Here is a 19924-nt window from a genome sequence, read left to right on the forward strand (position 1 = left end):
CTTTCGGTTTTATAGAAAATGAAAAAATCACCGCTTATCATAAGCTTACTCGTAGTTTTTATTCTTTTGCTGACCTCAGAGGCCTTCGCACAGGAAATTCCGGCATTATCCGATTTTAACCGAACCCGATTGGACTATAATCAAAAGGGAATGATAATCCTTGGATCCTGGGCTGTTGGAAATATGGTTTGGGGTGGGATAGGAGCGAGTCAGACTATCGGGCAAAACAAAGCCTTCCACCAAATGAACCTCTATTGGAATTCAGTCAACCTGATGATTGCAGGATTTGGCTATTGGCAGGCTACCAAGGAGGTGCCCGGGACTGATTTTTGGGCGACAATGGAGGGACAGCAGGGAATTGAAAAAGTCTTGCTCTTAAATGGAGCCTTGGATGTGGCCTACATGGCTGGAGGGTTTTTTATGAAGGAGCGAGGACTTCGAAAAGGCAACGACCGACTTATCGGTTTTGGAAAATCAGTCATTCTTCAAGGTGCTTTCTTATTGGCTTTTGATGGAGTGATGTACGGCTTTCATCACGTTCATGGAAAGGAGCTTCCGAATTTGGTCCAAAATATCAGTTTGGGGCCTACAGGTGTATATTTCAGAATGAATTTTTAAAATAATGCTTTATTTTGAACTAGTTTTTGAATAATCCGTAATTTTAGTTATTTCCTTTATAATCCTCGTATTATGAAAAACCTATTCCCATTACTCGCTCTGGTTTTTATTTTGGGTTCTTGCAAGGTTTCAGAAGTCGTTTCCGTGGATACCCTTACAAATCCTGAAATGATGAAAGCGTATCAGACATTTAAAATGATAGAAGAGGATTATTCTGACAAAAGGAATGAACAGATCAAACTTTCGTTTAGAGATAAGTTGATTGAATTTGGATTTGAGGAGACTTCAGAAAATCCTGATTTTTTGATTCAGGGTGTCATTGTTTCGAGAGATTTTATTAAAGAAGGAGGACAATTTTATACTTCGTCTATTCCGGGCCCTTTTTATAGTGCCAGTAATTCAGGTAATTCGATTCCTAGCGCTGGCAGTAGAGGAGTGATTAATCGTGGAATGATCGGAAAGGTCATTTTCCTTATTCAAGATTCCAAAACAAATGAAATCGCCTGGATGGGAATCAGTTCAGGAGTCGTTTATGGGGGTAGTCGTCAGTTTGAACTCGATAAAATGGATCTTGTACTCCATCAGTTACTGACTTCGTTATACTGATAATGAAGCGAGGTAGTCTAATGCGTAGAAGGTGGAGTCTGTAAGAAATGAGGGCAAAGCTTAGGTTTAAAATACTTTTATCTTTGTCCTATGGAAAATTTATCGCCTTGCCCTAAGTGCAATTCCGAATACACGTATGAAATGGACAACTTAATGGTCTGTCCGGATTGTGGATATGAATGGGATCCCAATGAAATGCCGGAAGTTGAAATCGGGCTGGTGGTAAAAGATGCAAATGGGACAATGCTCGCCAATGGAGATTCGGTGGTAATTGCAAAAGATCTTCCCGTAAAAGGTGCTCCAAAATCAATCAAAGCCGGCACTAAAGTCAAAAATATCCGACTCGTCGAAGGCGACCATAATATTGATTGCAAAATCGAAGGTTTTGGTTCGATGGCACTGAAATCGGAGTTTGTAAGGAAAGCTTGATTTTGAGTATGCAGTCTCAGTTTTCAGTAGGCAGATTAAAAAGCTTTAGCTTTTTTCTTTGTGGACTTGAAAAGGATTAATTCCCTTTTAATTCTTGGAGTTCTGTGAAGGATTGGTACTGCCTTTTCTTTTTTCCTTGGTGCATTCTTTGCGGTTAAAAAACTCACCATGAAAGCGGTTTCGCCCTGAGCGGAGTCGAAGCCTGTTGTCTATATGACAAAAAAAATCCCTCCGGAGTGAACCAGAGGGATTTTATCAATTTAAAAGCTTTTAGATTAAGCCAAATATTTATCTACTGGCGTGTAAGGCATATTGAATGCCTGAGCGACTGCTTCATAGACGATTTCTCCATTGATTACATTCAAGCCCGGAACCAAATCAGGATTTTCCTGCGCCGCTTTTTTCCATCCTTTGTCAGCCAATTGCATAGCGTATGGCAAAGTGGCATTGGTCAAGGCCAGCGTAGAAGTATAAGGAACTGCTCCAGGCATGTTGGCTACGCAATAGTGTACCACATCATCAATGATGTAAGTAGGATTTTCGTGAGTGGTTGGTCTGCATGTCTCAATACATCCACCTTGATCCACAGCGACGTCAACCAGGACTGTTCCAGGTCTCATTTCCTTTAACATATCACGGGTGATCAGGTGAGGAGCTTTTGCCCCCGGTATCAAAACAGCCCCGACGATCAAGTCATGGTCTTTGATGAGTTTGCGAACATTGTATTCGTTGGACATCATCGTTTTTACATTGGCAGGCATGACGTCTGCCAAGTATCTCATTCTTGGCAGCGATACGTCCATTATGGTGACATCAGCTCCCAATCCCGCTGCCATCCAGGCCGCCTGAGTACCTACGATTCCACCACCCAGAATAAGAACTTTTGCCGGAAGCACACCCGGGACACCACCCAAAAGGATACCCCGACCTTTTAATGGCTTCTCCAAATAATTTGCTCCTTTTTGGATTGCCATTCTACCGGCTACCTCAGACATTGGAACCAGCAGCGGAAGACTTCTGTCTGCTTTTTCAACAGTCTCATAAGCCAAACAAACTGCTTTGCTTGCAACCATTGCCTTGGTCAAGGGCTCATACGAAGCAAAGTGAAAATAGGTAAACAACAACTGATTTTCCTTGATCAATTTGTATTCAGATTCGATCGGCTCTTTGACCTTCATGATCATTTCGGCGATTTCGTAAGTAGCTTCAATGGTTGGTAGAATTCTGGCACCTGCAGCCTCGTACTCAGAATCCAGAAAACCGCTTCCTTCGCCCGCTGTATGCTGAACATAAACGGTATGACCTCTCTTGATCAATTCTTTTGCGCCAGCCGGAGTGAGGGCCACCCGGTTTTCGTTGTTTTTAATTTCCTTAGGAACACCTATTATCATGACTAGTGTATTTGGATTTGAATATTCGCTGCAAAGATAAGAAGCAAAGAGAATCCAAAAAGTCGATTAAAAAATAGTGTTTGGTATCGATTTGGTGAAATGATGTATTTCCAAAGTTTATTTCACTTTTCTTCTGGATAATACAGATTATTCCAAAATTTAATTTTTTAAAGATGAATATTTCGAATATTTTTTTCTTAAAACTTTTATTGAGGGTATTTTTCTCAATTGTTGATTTTCAAACAAAACGATTGTTTGTTACAAAATCTCAAAATAAAATTTCATTGAGCTGAAAATTTAGCAATTGATTCGAAATTTTTGATTGTTAAAATGTAATCCCGAAATTTGCATCGAACTCAATTTTGGCTATTTTTGATAGTAACAAGCACTAATTCAAAGCCCAAAGTAACCCTTAGATTAAATTACAAATGGCAATAACCAAATCACAAACACATTTTCCAGTGATCTCACCCCTTCACAAAGAAGAAGTTTTGAAGGATTTCAAATTGGCTGTCACCAGTAGACATGCTTCTTTGATGGGACGAAAAGAAGTCTTCATGGGAAAAGCGAAATTTGGGATTTTTGGAGATGGGAAAGAGCTGGCTCAGATTGCGATGGCTAAAGCTTTTCAATTGGGAGATTTTAGATCAGGATATTATCGCGATCAAACTTTTATGATGGCAATTGGGGAGTTGAACGTACAGCAATATTTTGCGCAGCTGTATGCACACACCGATGTGGAAGCTGATCCCGCAAGTGCGGGACGATTGATGAACGGACATTTTGCAACCCGATCCATCGACGATAACGGTGCTTGGAAAGACCTCACCAAAAAGTATAATTCAGCAGCTGATATTTCACCTACAGCGGCTCAAATGCCCAAGCTTTTGGGTTTGGCATACGCATCCAAACTTTTTCGTGAAAATAAAGGACTCAAGGGGCTCAGTCAATTTTCTGTCAATGGAAACGAAGTAGCTTGGGGTACCATCGGCAACGCATCCACCTCTGAGGGGATGTTTTTTGAATCTATCAATGCTGCCGGAGTACTTCAGGTACCGATGGTAATCTCTGTATGGGATGATGGATATGGTATCTCGGTGCCTAAAGAATATCATACGACCAAGGGAAGCATTTCCGAAGTATTGATGGGATTTGAGCGGAATGAAAATGAAAAAGGATTTGAAATCATCCGTGTAAAAGGTTGGGACTATGAAGGATTGAAGCAAGCCTTCAGTCATGCCGGAAGTGTGGCACGGACATCCCATGTTCCGGTTTTGATTCATGTGGAAGACATGACCCAACCGCAAGGGCACTCCACTTCCGGATCGCATGAGCGCTATAAATCAGCCGAGCGATTGCAGTGGGAAAAAGATTGGGATTGCATTGCCAAATTCAGGGAATATATCATTTCAAGTGGTATAGCTAGCGATGATACGCTTGACCAAATTGAATCAGAGGCAAAGGTTGAGGTTAAAAAATTAAAAGAGGCAGCTTGGAATGAATTTTCGGGTGAAATCAAAATTGAGATTCAGGAAGTCCTCCAACTGTTAAAATCTACTGCTGAAAAAAGCACCCGGAAAGTTGTGCTGCTCCAGTTGGTGGAGGATTTGTCAAAAACAATCAATCCCATCCGAAAGGATGTCATTGCTACCGTGCGTAAAGCCTTACTCTTGTTAAGGTTTGATTCTGAAAGTATAAAAAGTGAACTCAAGCTTTGGTATAAAGCTCAGGAAGAAAAAAACTTTGACCGATACAACAGTCATTTGTATAGTCAAACCCAATGGGCGGTTGATAAAATTGAGGAGGTTCCGGTAGTCTACAATGAAAAATCAGCCATGGTAGATGGGCGAGAGATTTTACAGGCATTCTTTGATTACACCTTGGAAAAAGATCCCCGGTTTTTTGCATTCGGAGAAGATGTGGGAAAAATCGGTGACGTTAACCAAGCCTTTTCAGGGCTTCAGGCAAAGTATGGTGAAAGTCGGGTATCAGATACAGGCATTCGCGAATGTACCATCATCGGTCAGGGAATCGGTACTGCGCTGAGAGGTCTGAGACCGGTGGCCGAAATCCAATACTTGGATTATTTGCTCTATGGTTTGCAAATGCTTTCGGATGATTTGGCTTCACTGCTCTACAGAACCAAAGGAGGTCAAAAGGCACCCTTAATTGTAAGAACCCGGGGACATCGACTCGAAGGAGTTTGGCATTCCGGTTCACCGATGGGGATGATTCTTTCGTCGCTTCGTGGGATGATCGTATGTGTTCCCAGAGATATGACTCAGGCTGCAGGGATGTACAAGACACTATTGGAGGCTGATGAACCTGCCATCGTAATCGAGTGCCTCAATGGATATCGACTTAAAGAAAAGATGCCGGCTAACCTGGGGGAATACAATGTCACTTTGGGTAAACCGGAAATTCTCCGTGAGGGTAAGGATTTGACCATTGTCACTTACGGAAGTATGTGTCGAATAGTAATGGAAGCTGCGGATGTTTTGGATGAAATCGGGATTTCCATCGAAGTTATTGATGTTCAAACACTGTTGCCGTTTGATACCTTTGGAATAATAGGGGAGTCTATCAAAAGCACGAACCGAGTTATTTTTGCAGATGAAGATGTGCCAGGAGGGGCTTCAGCATTTATGCTACAGCAAGTAATCGAAAATCAGGACATATTTAAATCTCTGGACTCCGAACCACAAACAATCGCAGCCAAAGCGCACAGACCGGCTTATTCTTCCGATGGTGACTACTTTTCAAAGCCAAGTGTAGACGATGTGGTGGAGAAGGTTTATCAAGTGATGCATGAATCCAATCCGAAAAAATTTCCAGCCCTGTAACCATAAAAAAAGCCCTTTTAAGGGCTTTTTTTATGGTTTATTTCTTGTGATCTGTCTCAATGTGACTTCTGGACTTGAAACTTCATTACTTCGATTCAAAGCCCGATCTTGAACCTGTACATCAATTCTGATGGTGTCATTTCTAAAAATGGACTCCCATCCGGATGATAGCATTCGATACTTAATGTTGCCTTCTACAGCTTGTCCTTCTTCTGTTGTCAGGATTCTTGGAAATCGTCCGTTGAAAGTAGTGAAGAACGGAGGGTTTTGCCATCTGAACTCAGTGAATCTGCCGCTTCTCTTGATGTAGAATCTTACAAAAATATTGTATTGGTTTTCGTTTTGTTCTACCCAGATTGTGTCTTTTACAACTGTATTGTTGATAATCGGATCTATGACCCAATCGATAGGATTGTAGCTTGGTGCTCCGGCAGGTCTTTTGGAATAAGTAATCAGATTGCCCGCCGCATCTCTTTTGTATGTCAGTGGATTAAAAGGCGGGTTAATATCCGAAGGCGAAAGACCTAGGTCTCCCTCAGCATCCTTGAAGTTTACACTTATAATCAAAGAATCAGCACCGGAGGTAGGGACATATTCAATGGTTGAAAATTCAATTTCTGGAACGCTCGGAAAATTTTCCGGTGGACTGATGCAAGAGGTCCAGCCAAAGGCTGTGATCAACATAAATCCTGAATAGTTTTTGATTCGCATCGGCTCAAGGTAAATTTACTCCCGAAAATAACGTTAGTTTTTCTCAGTAAAAACGCAAAATATAAAACGATGCAAGATTTTAAAAGTTTTTCGGAATATCTACCCTTTTTGGGGGATAGTCAGTTTGATGATCTTGCTTTAGCATTATTTCAATATCAATCTGCTGAAAATGAGGTATATAGTGCATATCTCAAGGCGAGAAAGATAGATTCAAAAAGCATAAATTCAATTGAAGCTATTCCTTTCCTTCCCATTCGGTTTTTTAAGGATTTTCCGGTGGTATGTGGACGGGCAGGGGATTATACCTCTTATTTCTTGAGCAGTGGTACTACAGGTATGATCACCAGCAAACATTTCATATGGTCAGAAAAATGGTATTTGGATCATGCCCTGCGGATTTTTAAAAAACAGTACGGAGAAATTACGGATTTTCATGTTTTAGCATTGCTTCCTGCTTATTTGGAGAGACCAGGTAGTAGTCTCGTCTCTATGGCAAGCCATTTCATCGAAAGATCTGAATCTGAGCATTCGGGATTCTACCTTTATAATCAGGATGAATTGCTTGGGAAGTTAGAGTTACTAAAAAAAGATTCAAAACAGGTTTTACTCTTGGGAGTGACTTTTGCCTTATTGGACTTGGCGGAATCCGGAAAAGAATTTTCACCCATGGAAAATCTGATCGTGATGGAAACAGGGGGGATGAAAGGACGAAGAAAAGAGATGATTCGAGAAGAAGTTCATGATATCCTGAAATCTTTTTTCCATGTAAACGCCATACATTCTGAGTATGGGATGACAGAATTGATGTCACAGGCGTATTCCAAAGGAGAAGGGAAATATACGCTTCCCGGCACAATGCGCGTTATGCTTCGGGATGTCAATGATCCACTCAGTTGGTCAACTCGATCTCAGGGAGGAATCAATGTTATTGATTTGGCAAATTTTCATTCTTGCGCTTTTATTGAAACGCAAGATTTGGGAAAATTCGATGAAAACGGATTTCTTGAGGTTTTGGGACGTTTTGATAACTCAGAGATAAGGGGCTGCAACTTGTTGGTGCAGTAATTGCTATCTTAGGATTTATTAGACATATTTGAAAAGATAAAAATTAACTTGTGATATCGCGCATGCCAACCCAAGGGGAGGAATTTCAATCATGCCAGATTCCAATTGGCCTTTAAAAAAAAACAAATACAAATGAAAAGATTAGCCACGATAGCATTGATGATTGGAATTTTAGCCTTGGGAGCATGTGCATCCAGCAAACCCTGCCCGGCTTATGCTAAAGCCCCGACAACGCAGAATCCCAATAGCTAAAAAATATGCTGACCTTAATAGTCAGCATATTTTTTTATGTCTTCCAGACTAATCACAGGCTCTCCCAGGATTACCAGTCGTTCGATGACGTTTCTAAGTTCTCGAATGTTTCCGGTCCAAGGAAACTCCTGAAGTTTAAGTAAGGCATCCTTTGCTATTCTTTTTTTCGCATCTCCGTTTTCCTGTGCGATGTCGTCAAGAAATTTTTCCACCAAAAGCGGAATGTCTTCCTTGCGATCTTTCAAAGCTGGTACCTGTACCAGGATTACACTGAGTCTGTGATACAAATCCTCACGGAATCTTCCGGCTTCTATTTCTTTCTTTAAATCTTTATTGGTAGCTGCCAGTACCCGCACATCTACTTTGATGTCTCGGTCACTCCCTACACGGTTGATCAGATTTTCCTGAAGGGCGCGGAGCACTTTAGATTGAGCAGATAGGGACATATCACCAATTTCATCCAGAAAAAGAGTTCCGCCCTGAGCCTGCTCAAATTTGCCGTTTCGCTGCTTGTGAGCTGAAGTGAAGGCTCCTTTTTCGTGTCCAAAAAGCTCTGATTCAATTAGTTCTGAAGGAATGGCTGCACAGTTTACAGCAACGAAAGGTTCCGCCTGACGATTGCTTTTTTGGTGGATCCAATGGGCTACCAGTTCTTTCCCGGTTCCGTTAGGTCCGGTAATCAGGACCCGTGCATCCGTTGGAGCTACTTTTTCTATGGTGTCTTTTACCCTTGCGATTGCAGGAGATTCGCCCACCATGTCAAACTTCTTCGAAAGCTTTTTCTTCAAGACTTTTGTCTCCGTGACCAGTTGCTTTTTATCCAGTGCATTTCGGACAGTTAGTAAAAGTCGGTTTAGATCGGGTGGTTTTGGAATGAAGTCAAACGCCCCCTTTTTGGTGGCTTCTACGGCGGTCTCAATACTTCCATGGGCTGAGATCATGATGAATTGAGGTGTGCGTCCCATGGCTTTTGCCTGATCCAACACCTCTATTCCATCCATCTTGGGCATTTTGATATCGCAAAGGACGAGGTCGAAATCTTCTTCCTGCATTTTTGCCAAACCCTCCTCACCGTCTTGAGCTTCGGTGACTTCAAATTTTTCGTACTCTAAAATCTCCCTGAGGGAGGCGCGAATAAATCGCTCGTCATCAATTATCAGAATCTTCGGCATAGCGTAAAGTAAGGAAAAAAGTGCAAGTCTGTAAGCCGGGTCCTGTCTCTTCCAAATGTTTTGGAAGATACTTGCCATTTATCTAGCCCCGATCTCGCGATCGGGATCCATCGATCTACCCGTTCCGCATAAAGACGAGCAGCCTTTCCCAGATTTGCATCCGGAGCGGAACCTATTTGATCTTTCAACCCATAAGGTTTGCCTTGCCTCCTTTGTCACCATCGGAGCGGTGGGCTCTTACCCCACCTTTTCACCCTTACCCTTCAACAGGCTCAGGGACAAGCCCTGTGTTGAGTGGCGGTTTGTTTCTGTGGCACTTTCTGTCCTTCGGCTGTCTCCGGCCGAAGTCCTTCCCGTTAGGAAGTATGGCGCTCTACGTTGCCCGGACTTTCCTCTCTCCCGTCCCGATAGCAATCGGGTTCGAGACAGCGGCAAGTCGACTTGCACGCTGCAATTTACGGGATTTTCATTCATTTGGGTGCATTTCATTTTCAGCTTGCCTCTGATTATAATTTTGAAAAAAACTTACGTCTGATTATTTGGATTAAGTATAAATAAGGAATACTTTTGGGCTATCAATAATCAGTCTAAATAAAATCAGATTCTAATGCTTGTAAATGCTTTGATGCTACTCTTTGTGGCTTTCTCACACCCGAGTCCAAGACCCACTAATGATTCTTATAAAATTGATATCGCTGATGCTGTTGTTTCTGTCTCAGGAAAAGTAAAAACTCCGAGTGGACAACCTGTTTCTTATGCCAATGTTGCTGTAAAAGGAAGTGTTAAGGGGGCATTCACTGATTTAGATGGGAATTTTCAACTGTTTGACTTGAGTGATGGCAGTTATGAAATCGAAATCTCTGCTGTGGGGTATAAAACCATGAACCAACTCATCACTGTAGTCGCGGGTAAATTGGTCAATCTTGAAGTGGTCTTTGAGGAAGAGGATGTGCAAATGCCTCAATTCGCAGTAATCGCAAATCGTGACAGGATTTTCTCGAAAGTTCCTGGCTCAGTGGACTTTTTGGATAAGGCTGAAATCAAGAATTTACATCCCATTTCAGGAAATGAGGTATTGAGAAGAGTAGCCGGTGTACACGTCGTCGATGAAGAAGGTGCAGGAATGCGCGTCAATATCGGAATCAGAGGCCTTGACCCTGACAGAAGCAGATCGGTATTGGTTTTGGAAGATGGTGTTCCTGTAGCATTGGCTCCTTACGGAGAACCGGAAATGTATTATTCGCCTGCCATTGACCGTATGGCAGGGGTGGAAATCCTGAAAGGTTCCGGACAGATTCTTTATGGGCCTCAGACAATTGGAGGTGTGGTCAACTACATCACACCCAATCCTCCTTCAGAACAGGAAGGCGCTGTAAGGATTCAGGGTGGTCAGGGAGGTTTTTATAGTAATTTGATCAATTATGGAAATACGTTTGGCAATACGGGATTTCAGGTCAATTTATTAAACAAAGGTGCCAAAAACATCGGGCCGACTGAGTTTAAGATTACAGACTTCAACACCAAATTTTTATTCAATTTCAATGAAAAGTCTGAATTGGGATTGAAGCTTGGGCTGTACAATGAAAGCTCAAATTCCACCTATATTGGCATCAATCAGGTCATGTACGATCAGGGAGGTAATGATTTTGCAAGATTAGCACCCGATGATCAGTTGGATGTACAGCGCTATTCAGTAAGCTTCAATCACGTTTACCGATTTAATCCCAATGTCAAATTGAGAACTTTGGCTTATGGCTATACCACTACCCGTAACTGGAATCGGCAGGATTTTTCAATTAATGCAAACAATACTCCTCCGGCAAACTGGACCGGTGTAGTATGGGGAGATCGATCGATTCCCGGAGGCGCTATCTTCATGAGAAACTCTACAGGGAATCGCAACAGGCAATTTGCTGTCGGTGGAATTGAACCTCGACTGGAGGTGAATCATTCTCTTTTCTCCTTCAAAAATGAATTAATCGTTGGCGCAAGGTATTTGGAGGAGAAAGCCTTAGAGCAACGCATAAATGGCACAAAAGCTGGTGTTCAAAGCGGTAATCTGGTAGAGGATGAGCAGCGCGATGGAAAAGCCTTGAGTGCGTATTTTCAAAATTCAACCGATGTTTCCGAAAAGCTTTCCTTCAATGTCGGAATGCGGGTAGAAAACTTCAATTATGATCGGAATATTTTCCGCAGGAATTTCTCAGGACGTGGTATTCGGGATACCGTGCTTGTAGCAGGCAGCAACATCACAGAAGTAATACCAGGTGCAGGTTTCAACTTTAAACCCGTGAAAATGGTGACAATCTTTGGAGGAGTGCACAAAGGATTTGCCCCTCCAAGAACCAAAGACGCGATCACCTCAACCGGTGATGCCTTGGACTTGGAAGCTGAAAAAAGCTGGAATTATGAACTTGGCCTGAGATCAGTACCGACACCTTGGCTATTTTTGGAGGCTACAGCATTCCTGATGGATTTTAGCAATCAGATTATACCCGTTTCTGAGTCCTCTGGTGGTTTAGGTTTTGGTGTGGTCAATGCCGGTGCAACCCGTCATCAAGGGCTGGAGGGATCTGTTAACATCGATATTTCCCAGCTTTTGAATTCTAAAAAATGGAATGTCCTCTACGATGTAAATGTTACCTACGTCAATGCCTTCTATAATGCGGATCGATTTATTTCTGACATCAATATCAACGGAAATCGAACTCCGTATGCCCCCGAATGGCTTGTCAATTCTTCCTTAGCTGTAGAATCAAATTCGGGATTTGGTGCGCGACTGACAGCAAACTATGTGGGAGCTCAATTTGGCGACGAATTGAATACCATTGTACCTTCTGTAGACGGCCTGATCGGAGAGATCCCTTCCTACTTTTTATTGGATGCGGTTCTTAGCTACAAGATTGCTCCATGGAATTCTGCGTTTAATCTAAGTATTAAAAATTTAACAGATGAGCGGTATATTTCCACAAGAAGGCCACAGGGCATCCGAGTTGGCCTCCCGAGATTTATCACGGCTGGCTTTGAAATAAATTTTTAAAAACTTTTTAAAAAAGTTAAAACAAAGGTTAACCTCATCTGTTATACTATCATTAAAGGCTTTAATAGCTTTTCTTCATAGTGCTGGGTTGAGCCGCTCCGAAAGGAGCGGTTCTTTTTTTGCCTCATTTGGCCTATCTTTTTCCATGGAAAAATCGACTCAAAAGAAATTCAAAAGATTAATTCGGAAGGAAAGCTGATTGCAAGTCTGATAAAGGGAGTCTACGTGAAAAAGAAGACAAATGAGCGTAAGCCAAAATAAACCTTTCCTCAGAAAGACTTACTTTTGGGAAAAATACTGAGCTATGATTTTGGTGGGAAATGCGGTGTTGTCCGATGATATCAAGGAAAATTTTTTTGTTTGTGATCTTGAAGCTTGCAAGGGTGCCTGCTGTGTAGAGGGTGATGCGGGAGCGCCACTGGAAGACGATGAAACCAGAATTCTGGAGGAAATCTATCCGATAGTCAAAGACTACATTACTGAGGAGGGGAGACAAGCCATAGCAAATCAAGGAGTATGGGTAATCGATAAAGATGGCGACAAGGGAACGCCTACGATCGGAGATAACCGAGAGTGTGCTTACGCACTTTATGATCAGCGAGGGATCTTAAAATGTGGAATTGAGCAAGCCTATTTAGATGGGAAGATCTCTTGGAAAAAGCCGATTTCCTGTCACTTATACCCGATTCGAGTCACGAAATACGAACAATTTGATGCCTTAAATTACGATCGCTGGCATCTGTGTGATCCGGCATGTCAATTGGGACAAAGTCTGAAAGTACCACTCTATCGTTTTTTGAAAGATGCATTGGTGCGAAAGTATGGGGAAGCGTGGTATCAAGAATTGCTGGAAGAAATCGAGGGCTAATTGACTTAATCCAATTTCAAAAAACCATTTTTTACTAAACCTTCGATGGCAAATTCAACGATTTTTTGGTAGCCTTGGTCTGAGGGATGAATTTTATCTAAGGAAAAGAAATCTGATTCGATATCAATTGTAATCGGATCAAACAGAACGAGGTCAAATTCCAGAGCAATTAATTTCATTTCATTCTGCAAGAACCCCCGTTGCTGCTTCAAGTAGCTTCGCAATAAATTTGGAAAAGCAGGAAAAAGTTGGACAGGTGGAATGTCAGACAAATAGATCCATTGCGGGTTAAAAGTCGTTTTGATAGACTGAAGCAGAGTTTTCAGATCAGCAGAATAATTTTTTGGATGAGTCAGTTGGAAACAATCATTAGCTCCCAGAAATAAGAAAACTCCTTCAAAATTTCCGGTGAAAGAATTCAATGAATTTCCAAATTTCATAAGCGCCTGATTCACAAGGAGTCCATTTTTCCCAAAATTGACCACCTGAAACGCTCCACCGAGTTGGAAACTTAAATGACCTGCAAGACTGGATTTGGGATTGCTGGCACCGACTCCTGCGGCGGTTGATTCACCTAGGATCAGAATTTTACGGTTTCCGTTTCCCAAAACAAGATTTTCTGTCATTGAAGGGAGAGAAGGACTATTTCGCTTTACTTGATAAGCCTGAAAAATCAAAAAAGGCAAAACCGGATATAGTTTTGCCTGAAATTTGGCGTAATCAGAGATCATCAACCTCCTGATTTTTTTGCACCATAACCAGCCTGAACCAATAGCTGTAAAATTTTATCCCGATGATCTCCCTGTATAAGGATTTCCCCGTCTTTGGCAGAACCACCTACACCACATTTGTTTTTCAATAGTTTCCCCAACTCTTTCAAATCCTCATCGGAGCCCACAAAACCTTCAATCAGTGTTACTTGCTTTCCTGCCCTGGACTTTTTGTCCAACAGGACTTTAAGTTTTTGCTGGGTGGGTGGGAGGGACTCCGTTGAATCTTGGTCGCCAAGACTGTATTCAAAATTATCACTCGTAGAGTAGACTACTCCATCACGTTTTTTCCAATCGTTGCCTTTCTTGCTCATGATCCAACTAAAAAAGCCCGCACATACCGTGTAGGCTTTAAATTAAAACTGCAATTACTTTGTCTTATAAGTCCAAACTGGTCTTTTTGAATGGTTGACTACATCTTCTGCAATGCTCCCTGTGATTAAGTGCAGAAGTCCTGTGCGTCCATGGGTTGTCATGGCAATTAGATCCGCATCAACATCGTCAGCAAACTCGATGATTCCTGATTCTTCGGAAAGTGAGTTGTACACCTCAGCTTTGATGTTTTCGAAACGATGCTTTTGAGCAAATGCACGAATGCGATTCATAGACTCTCGGGTAGTTTCAAAGTTACCCGGAGTATTTACCACCACAAAGTAAAATTGTGCATCAAATACGGATTGGATTCGCTTGATCCGATTTGCTATTTCATCACTTGAATCTCTAAAATCGGAGGCAAAGACTACTTTTTTCATCTTTGAAACTTCAGTTTCAGCTTTAATGGTGATCACGGGACATTTAGCATTCCTGACCACTTTTTCGGTATTGCTTCCAACTATGACTTCTTCCAATCCAGAGGCACCTTTTGAACCCATTACAATCAAATCCGGGTCCTGATCATTAATGTACTCGGAAATCCCTTTAAATACGGATCCCAGAATCATTTTCGTCTTTACTTTAAAAGCTTCCTCAGTATAACTCTCTTCAATCTTTTTAAGCTGCTTTTTTCGGGCCTCGACCAATTCCATAAAGAAAATCTGATTTTCGAATTCAGGAATTGATTCCAAACCGCCACCCATTGTTCCCATACCTGTAGCAACGGGGGTTTCGATAACATGAAGTACAGTCACCTCAATATTGGGGTAATTTGAGGATAACCCAGTTGCAAAATTCAGTGCGTAATTTGCTGTTTGGGAAAAATCAAAAGGAACCAGGACTTTTATCATAATTGCTTTGGGCTTTAAGTTTTCACCAAATTAGCCAAAATAGACCATGAAAAACCAATTTTTATCAGGATTTGATTAGACTAAAAGTCCGATCCCAAAAAGGATTACCCATAGTAGGGTACTCATCGCCATTTTTTTCAAATAAGGATCGGTTTCTGCGGAGTTTTTTGCCTTCTGAACTCCTACACCTACTTTGAGCATGAGAAAATATGCCAGAAATGCCAGTAAGGTGTACCATTCCCTGGTGGTGGTGGTAAAAGCAATCAGCCAAAAATTTCCGGACATGATAAGCGCCCAATTGTATTGAATGGCTTTCTGTCTTCCTATTCGAACAGGGATGGAGCGCTTGCCTGCTTTCTCATCCGATTCAATGTCTCGGATATTATTAATGTTGAGCACTGCGGTACTGAAGCATCCCAATGAGATAGCGATGATTACAGTCATTGGCTCAAAACTCAGCGTATGGAGGAAAAATGTTCCTAATACACCCAATAAACCGAAAAACACAAAAACCGAGATATCGCCCAATCCGGCGTATCCATAAGGATTGCTTCCCGAAGTGTAGGTGATCGCTGCCCATATGGCGGCCAAACCCAAGCCCAGAAAAAGTGCAAATAGTTTCCAATCCTGCACTGCGACAAAAAGCAGCAGCAATCCCGAAACCAAAGACAATGCTCCAAACAAATACATGGCGCGCTTCATCTCAGGCAGCGATATTAAGCCTGATTGAACCGCTCTCACGGGACCTTGCCTTTCGGCAGAATCGGCGCCGTGAACAGTGTCGCCGTAGTCATTGGAGAGATTGGATAGGATTTGGAGAAAAATGGTAGTCAGTGAGGCCAACACCAGAATCTCCCAACGGAAGCTTTCCTGCCAAGCCGCTAAAAATGAACCCGCAAAAATACTAGCCAGGGCAAGGGGCAAAGTACGAAGCCTGACTGCGTGCAGCCAGGCTTCTTTTTTAGTTTTTATTTCTTTTTTCAAAGTGTAAATCCTTGAATTAAGCTCCGATTAATTTTAAAATTTCTTCATCAAGAGGCGCTACAGAGGAAGGGAAAAATTTCACCAATTCACCTTGTTCGTTGACGAAATATTTACAGAAATTCCAACTTGGTTCCTCATTATTCCATCCATTCTGAGTAGCATCTGAAAGCCAACGGTACAGCGGGTGCTTGTCAAATCCCTTTACAGAGATCTTTTCAAACATTGGAAAAGTAACCCCAAATTCCGCATCGCAAAAGGCTTTGATCTCCTCATTGGATCCGGGCTCTTGCCCTCCAAAATTATTGGCAGGGAAACCCAAAATCATGATTTTATCTCCGTGCGCGGCATATAATTCCTGCAACTGTGCGTATTGTTTGGTGTAGCCACACTTGGAAGCGACATTCACCAGCAACAGTTTTTTGCCTTTGAATTCTGAAAAATCAACTTCTTTACCGTTGATGTCTGTTAACTTAAAATCGTAAAAGGAACTTTCCATAGATTGGTCAAATGAGGGGTTTAATTCTGCTTGATTTGTGGGTCTTTCCAAGGTTTTGCCACAGGCGAATAGAATGATGCTGATAATAAGTAGTAGTGTTTTCATTTTTTAAATAATTAAGTATCAGTCCGAACGGAGTTGAAGGTTCCTCGACTCCGTTCGGACTGACACTGCATGATTACATTCGTTCAGGGACTGCTATACCGAGCAAACTCATTCCCTTTTTGATTGTTTTGGCAGTCATGGAAGAAAGTGCAACGCGGAAGGTTTGAATTCCAAGATCCTTTTCGTGAAAGATCGGAACATCCGCATAGAATCGGTTGTATTCCTTAGCTAAATCAAACAGGTATTGCGCAATTACCGAAGGAGAAAGCTCCTCAGCAGCCAGTTTTATTTTCTTTTCATAGTCATTCAAAAGGAGAATCAAAGCAGCTTCCGATTCGGTCAGTTCGCTGATTCCTGTAAAATCAGGAGCGGAATAACTAACCCCGATTTGGTCTGCTTTTCTCAAAATGGCCGCTATCCGCGCATGCGAATACTGAATGAATGGACCGGTGTACCCTTGAAATTCAATGGATTCCTGTGGGTTGAACAACATTCGTTTTTTCGGATCAACTTTCAGTAAAAAGAACTTCAATGCACCAAGTCCAAGGATCTCATACAGTTCTCTAGCCTGCTCATCGCTGAAGCCCTCAATCTTGCCCAACTCTTTGGTGTGATGCTCGGCCGTTTCGATCATTTCCTGCATCAAATCATCTGCATCGACCACTGTTCCTTCCCGTGATTTCATTTTGCCGGTAGGCAAGTCCACCATACCATAAGACAAATGATACAAACCGTCACCATAAGATCTTCCAAGTTTTCGCATGATCTTAAACAATACTTCGAAGTGGTAATCCTGCTCATTTCCAACTACATAAACAGATTTGTCAATCTTGAAATCTTTGTATTTCAAGTCGGCAGTACCCAAGTCCTGCGTGATGTAGACCGAGGTGCCGTCTGCACGTCTGACCAGTTTTTCATCCAGTCCTTCTTCCGTCAGATCCACCCAAACCGATCCGTTTTCCTTTTTGAAAAAGATCCCTTTTTCCAAGCCTTCTTCTACAATATCTTTTCCCAGAAGGTAGGTGTCTGACTCGTAGTAAAACTTATCAAAGGTGACTCCCATCTTTTTGTAGGTGGCATCAAATCCCGCGTAAACCCAATCATTCATCTGTCTCCAAAGCGATACTACCGCTTCGTCATTGGATTCCCATTTGCGAAGCATATCCTGTGCCTCAAGCATGAGGGGGGCGTTTTTCTTGGCCTCGTCTTCCGATTGACCTTTGCTCACCAGATCTTTGATTTGCTTTTTGTATTCCTGATCAAAAATCACATAATACTTTCCCGCCAAGTGGTCGCCTTTGAGTCCGGATGATTCAGGTGTTTCCCCGTTACCAAAGTGCTGATAGGCCACCATGGATTTGCAGATGTGGATGCCACGGTCATTGACGAGGTTGGATTTGATGACCTCGTAGCCGGTGGCTTTGAGAATCTCTGCCACTGAAAAACCGAGGAAATTATTTCGTAAGTGACCGAGGTGAAGCGGTTTGTTAGTGTTGGGCGAGGAATACTCCACCATGACCTTTTGACCGTTGGCAGGCAATTGGCCAAAATTAGGATTAGAATAGATTTGCTGAAAAAGATCGACCCAGACCAATTCGTTAAGCTCCAAATTGAGAAAACCTTTAACCACATTGAATCCAGTGACGCTTGGGATGTTGCCTTTAAGGTATTCTCCGATTTGGTTGGCGGTGGCTTCGGGGTTGACCTGAGAGATTTTCAAAAAAGGAAAAACTACAAAGGTGTATGTTCCCTGAAATTCCTTCCGGGTAGGGGCAAGGGCTATTTGATCCAATGGCAGATCATGATTGTAAATGTTCTGAAACGCCAGCTGTATGCCTTGAATTATATTTTCTTGAATGTTCATTTTTTAACCGCAAAGGTTTTTAATCACAAAAGATTTTAACCGCAAAGAGCGCAAAGGTACGCAAAGAAAGTAATTTAGAAGGGCCTTGGACCTTCTGTTAAAATGACCCTTTTTATTCCGGATTTTAATTGGTAAACATTGAAATTGAGAATTAATCCCAATTTGAACTTTCCAAGTTTAAGATAATTAATGACCTGTGCCACATGAACATTAGTGATCTCTTTCACAGATTTCAGTTCTAAAACGAGTTTATTTTCGACAAGAAGATCCATTTTATAACCTAAATCCAAAAACAAATCATCTATTAGTATTGGCATATTTTTCTCCATTTCTACCATTATACCAGCATTGGTTAATTTGTGAAACAGAACTTGTTTGTAAACGTTTTCCAGAAGGCCAGGACCAAGGATTGAATGTACTTCAATTGCAATTCCAAGGACAATATTGCTAAGTTCATCTTCGCTATGGTTGCTGTACTTACCCATCTTTGTGTTTCTTGGCGTTCTTCGTGGTTTTTTAAAAATGGTCTACCAATGACTTTGTGGTGATCTCCAGCACTTCGAAGGCCGCTTCGGCCATAGTATTTTCCGTGTCGAGCGTAGGATTTACTTCCACGATTTCCCAGCAGCAGACACGCTTGTCTTTGATCAGTTCGGCATTGAGTTGAATGGCTTCTTCAACCGTCAGCCCATTGGGAACAGGTGTTCCCGTACCGACAGAAATGGAGCTGTCGAGGCTGTCTACATCGAAGGAAATGTAGATTTGCTCGCAATCTTTAAGCTTTTCCAAAGCCGCAGAAGCAATTTTTTCAATTCCTTTTTCTCGTACTTCCTGTGTGCTGAAATTTTTTATCTCATATTTTTTGATCAAATGATTTTCCGGAGCCTCGGTATCTCGAACTGAAATGAATACGATGTCACCAGGTTCAATTTTAGGAAAATCCCCACCTATCTTTTTGATTTTCTCCCAATAACTAATGGTCTCCGGACTGACCTCATTGACCTTGCAATCCAGATTATCCAACTGACTGACCATAGCGAGTGGCATCCCGTGCATATTGCCGGAAGGAGTGGTAAAAGGGGTATGTAGATCGGCATGCGCATCAATCCAAATTACCCCCAGGCGTTTATCGGGATGGGCAGCTTTGATGCCCATGATGGTTCCTGCTGCAGTGCTGTGATCACCGGCCAGCACGATGGGAAATTTCTTTTCGAGACGAAGCGATTCAATGGTAGAATAGACGTTTTTCAGAACCTGATACACTCCATCGATGTATTTACCATGCGGATGTTTATTTCCTTTCCAAAGAAAATTATTAGCGTCAGGGACATTGATTGGGTCGAATTGGGTAAAAAAGTTTGACTTTTTGTCCAGACTTGCAATTTTCAAAGCATCGATCCCCATACTGGCTCCGCGTGTTCCTGCGGCAATTTCAGACCGTACTTCTACGAGTTTTATTTTTCTCATTTTGAGGGTTACTTGGGTTC

The 19924-nt window shown here is 42.1% G+C and carries 18 protein-coding genes and 1 other RNA gene; 7 read left to right on the forward strand and 12 right to left on the reverse strand.

All coding sequences use genetic code 11. The features are described 5' to 3' along the window. Positions 1 to 18 precede the first annotated feature (18 nt). The 3 genes from Q8M62_RS14575 (at position 19) to Q8M62_RS14585 (ending at position 1653) form a co-directional block, all read left to right on the forward strand. The gene (locus tag Q8M62_RS14575; protein ID WP_304899721.1) at positions 19 to 618 is read left to right on the forward strand and encodes a hypothetical protein; all 600 of its coding nucleotides are present in this window, start codon (positions 19 to 21) and stop codon (positions 616 to 618) included. A gap of 72 nt (positions 619 to 690) precedes the next feature. Beyond that, positions 691 to 1224, forward strand: coding sequence for a DUF4136 domain-containing protein (locus Q8M62_RS14580; RefSeq protein WP_304899720.1), 534 nt, complete (start codon positions 691 to 693; stop codon positions 1222 to 1224). Positions 1225 to 1314: 90 nt separating this feature from the next. After that, positions 1315 to 1653 (forward strand): zinc ribbon domain-containing protein YjdM, encoded by a 339-nt coding sequence (locus Q8M62_RS14585; protein ID WP_304899719.1) that lies wholly within the window; start codon positions 1315 to 1317, stop codon positions 1651 to 1653. Between the two features lie 275 nt (positions 1654 to 1928). On the opposite strand, the gene ald is transcribed toward Q8M62_RS14585, so the two are convergent. Further along, the gene (ald, locus tag Q8M62_RS14590) at positions 1929 to 3044 is read right to left on the reverse strand and encodes an alanine dehydrogenase (protein WP_304899718.1); all 1116 of its coding nucleotides are present in this window, start codon (positions 3042 to 3044) and stop codon (positions 1929 to 1931) included. Positions 3045 to 3472: 428 nt separating this feature from the next. On the opposite strand from ald, the gene Q8M62_RS14595 reads away from it, so the two are divergent. Beyond that, a complete protein-coding gene (locus tag Q8M62_RS14595) occupies positions 3473 to 5887 on the forward strand; it encodes a thiamine pyrophosphate-dependent enzyme (protein ID WP_304899717.1) in 2415 nt (804 codons plus the stop codon). 30 nt (positions 5888 to 5917) lie between these two features. Here Q8M62_RS14595 and Q8M62_RS14600 read toward each other — a convergent pair whose 3' ends face one another. After that, a complete protein-coding gene (locus Q8M62_RS14600) occupies positions 5918 to 6598 on the reverse strand; it encodes a hypothetical protein (protein WP_304899716.1) in 681 nt (226 codons plus the stop codon). A 69-nt stretch (positions 6599 to 6667) separates the two neighbouring features. Here Q8M62_RS14600 and Q8M62_RS14605 point away from each other — a divergent pair, with 69 nt between their 5' ends. Continuing rightward, complete coding sequence (locus Q8M62_RS14605) at positions 6668 to 7663, forward strand: acyl transferase (protein ID WP_304899715.1); 996 nt, start codon at positions 6668 to 6670, stop codon at positions 7661 to 7663. A 266-nt stretch (positions 7664 to 7929) separates the two neighbouring features. Here the strand turns inward: Q8M62_RS14605 and Q8M62_RS14610 are convergent, their stop codons facing one another. Beyond that, positions 7930 to 9087 (reverse strand): sigma-54 dependent transcriptional regulator, encoded by a 1158-nt coding sequence (locus Q8M62_RS14610; RefSeq protein WP_092734408.1) that lies wholly within the window; start codon positions 9085 to 9087, stop codon positions 7930 to 7932. Positions 9088 to 9102: 15 nt separating this feature from the next. Next, an RNA gene (rnpB, locus tag Q8M62_RS14615) (RNase P RNA component class A) lies at positions 9103 to 9535 on the reverse strand. A 159-nt stretch (positions 9536 to 9694) separates the two neighbouring features. Between rnpB and Q8M62_RS14620 the strand changes: the two genes are divergently transcribed. Next, on the forward strand, positions 9695 to 12127 hold the full coding sequence (locus Q8M62_RS14620; RefSeq protein ID WP_304899714.1) for a TonB-dependent receptor: 2433 nt from the start codon (positions 9695 to 9697) through the stop codon (positions 12125 to 12127). A gap of 304 nt (positions 12128 to 12431) precedes the next feature. Next, on the forward strand, positions 12432 to 12995 hold the full coding sequence (locus Q8M62_RS14625; protein WP_304899713.1) for a DUF3109 family protein: 564 nt from the start codon (positions 12432 to 12434) through the stop codon (positions 12993 to 12995). A gap of 5 nt (positions 12996 to 13000) precedes the next feature. On the opposite strand, the gene Q8M62_RS14630 is transcribed toward Q8M62_RS14625, so the two are convergent. The 8 genes from Q8M62_RS14630 to rocF all read right to left on the reverse strand — a co-directional run bounded on the left by Q8M62_RS14630 (position 13001) and on the right by rocF (position 19904). Continuing rightward, positions 13001 to 13726, reverse strand: coding sequence for a GDSL-type esterase/lipase family protein (locus Q8M62_RS14630; RefSeq protein WP_304899712.1), 726 nt, complete (start codon positions 13724 to 13726; stop codon positions 13001 to 13003). After that, the gene (locus Q8M62_RS14635) at positions 13726 to 14079 is read right to left on the reverse strand and encodes a translation initiation factor (protein WP_304899711.1); all 354 of its coding nucleotides are present in this window, start codon (positions 14077 to 14079) and stop codon (positions 13726 to 13728) included. The genes Q8M62_RS14630 and Q8M62_RS14635 overlap by 1 nt, the downstream gene beginning before the upstream one ends. 54 nt (positions 14080 to 14133) lie before the next feature. After that, positions 14134 to 14988 carry a universal stress protein gene (locus Q8M62_RS14640; RefSeq protein WP_304899710.1) on the reverse strand — a complete coding sequence of 285 codons (855 nt, stop codon included), beginning with the start codon at positions 14986 to 14988 and terminating at the stop codon, positions 14134 to 14136. Between the two features lie 75 nt (positions 14989 to 15063). After that, positions 15064 to 15972: a 1,4-dihydroxy-2-naphthoate polyprenyltransferase gene (locus tag Q8M62_RS14645; RefSeq protein WP_304899709.1), complete on the reverse strand. Its 909-nt coding sequence runs from the start codon at positions 15970 to 15972 to the stop codon at positions 15064 to 15066. Between the two features lie 16 nt (positions 15973 to 15988). Beyond that, entirely contained in the window at positions 15989 to 16573 is a 585-nt protein-coding gene (locus Q8M62_RS14650) for a glutathione peroxidase (protein WP_304899708.1), read from the reverse strand. A 73-nt stretch (positions 16574 to 16646) separates the two neighbouring features. Continuing rightward, the gene (gene argS, locus Q8M62_RS14655) at positions 16647 to 18437 is read right to left on the reverse strand and encodes an arginine--tRNA ligase (protein ID WP_304899707.1); all 1791 of its coding nucleotides are present in this window, start codon (positions 18435 to 18437) and stop codon (positions 16647 to 16649) included. Between the two features lie 74 nt (positions 18438 to 18511). Further along, positions 18512 to 18922: a GxxExxY protein gene (locus Q8M62_RS14660; protein WP_304899706.1), complete on the reverse strand. Its 411-nt coding sequence runs from the start codon at positions 18920 to 18922 to the stop codon at positions 18512 to 18514. Positions 18923 to 18953: 31 nt separating this feature from the next. Further along, positions 18954 to 19904, reverse strand: coding sequence for an arginase (gene rocF, locus Q8M62_RS14665; RefSeq protein ID WP_304899705.1), 951 nt, complete (start codon positions 19902 to 19904; stop codon positions 18954 to 18956). Positions 19905 to 19924 lie beyond the last annotated feature (20 nt).

It is taken from the genome of Algoriphagus sp. (assembly GCF_030694375.1).
GTDB lineage: Bacteria > Bacteroidota > Bacteroidia > Cytophagales > Cyclobacteriaceae > Algoriphagus.

Bases quoted from the DNA above. Each gene is read 5' to 3' on its own strand.
- Q8M62_RS14585 (WP_304899719.1), top strand. From the start codon at position 1,315: ATGGAAAATTTATCGCCTTGCCCTAAGTGCAATTCCGAATACACGTAT.
- Q8M62_RS14575 (WP_304899721.1), top strand. From the start codon at position 19: ATGAAAAAATCACCGCTTATCATAAGCTTACTCGTAGTTTTTATTCTT.
- Q8M62_RS14650 (WP_304899708.1), bottom strand. From the start codon at position 16,573: ATGAAAACACTACTACTTATTATCAGCATCATTCTATTCGCCTGTGGC.
- Q8M62_RS14595 (WP_304899717.1), top strand. From the start codon at position 3,473: ATGGCAATAACCAAATCACAAACACATTTTCCAGTGATCTCACCCCTT.
- Q8M62_RS14580 (WP_304899720.1), top strand. From the start codon at position 691: ATGAAAAACCTATTCCCATTACTCGCTCTGGTTTTTATTTTGGGTTCT.
- Q8M62_RS14620 (WP_304899714.1), top strand. From the start codon at position 9,695: ATGCTTGTAAATGCTTTGATGCTACTCTTTGTGGCTTTCTCACACCCG.
- Q8M62_RS14660 (WP_304899706.1), bottom strand. From the start codon at position 18,922: ATGGGTAAGTACAGCAACCATAGCGAAGATGAACTTAGCAATATTGTC.
- Q8M62_RS14635 (WP_304899711.1), bottom strand. From the start codon at position 14,079: ATGAGCAAGAAAGGCAACGATTGGAAAAAACGTGATGGAGTAGTCTAC.
- Q8M62_RS14600 (WP_304899716.1), bottom strand. From the start codon at position 6,598: ATGCGAATCAAAAACTATTCAGGATTTATGTTGATCACAGCCTTTGGC.
- ald (WP_304899718.1), bottom strand. From the start codon at position 3,044: ATGATAATAGGTGTTCCTAAGGAAATTAAAAACAACGAAAACCGGGTG.
- Q8M62_RS14610 (WP_092734408.1), bottom strand. From the start codon at position 9,087: ATGCCGAAGATTCTGATAATTGATGACGAGCGATTTATTCGCGCCTCC.
- Q8M62_RS14605 (WP_304899715.1), top strand. From the start codon at position 6,668: ATGCAAGATTTTAAAAGTTTTTCGGAATATCTACCCTTTTTGGGGGAT.
- Q8M62_RS14625 (WP_304899713.1), top strand. From the start codon at position 12,432: ATGATTTTGGTGGGAAATGCGGTGTTGTCCGATGATATCAAGGAAAAT.
- Q8M62_RS14630 (WP_304899712.1), bottom strand. From the start codon at position 13,726: ATGATCTCTGATTACGCCAAATTTCAGGCAAAACTATATCCGGTTTTG.
- rocF (WP_304899705.1), bottom strand. From the start codon at position 19,904: ATGAGAAAAATAAAACTCGTAGAAGTACGGTCTGAAATTGCCGCAGGA.
- Q8M62_RS14640 (WP_304899710.1), bottom strand. From the start codon at position 14,988: ATGATAAAAGTCCTGGTTCCTTTTGATTTTTCCCAAACAGCAAATTAC.
- argS (WP_304899707.1), bottom strand. From the start codon at position 18,437: ATGAACATTCAAGAAAATATAATTCAAGGCATACAGCTGGCGTTTCAG.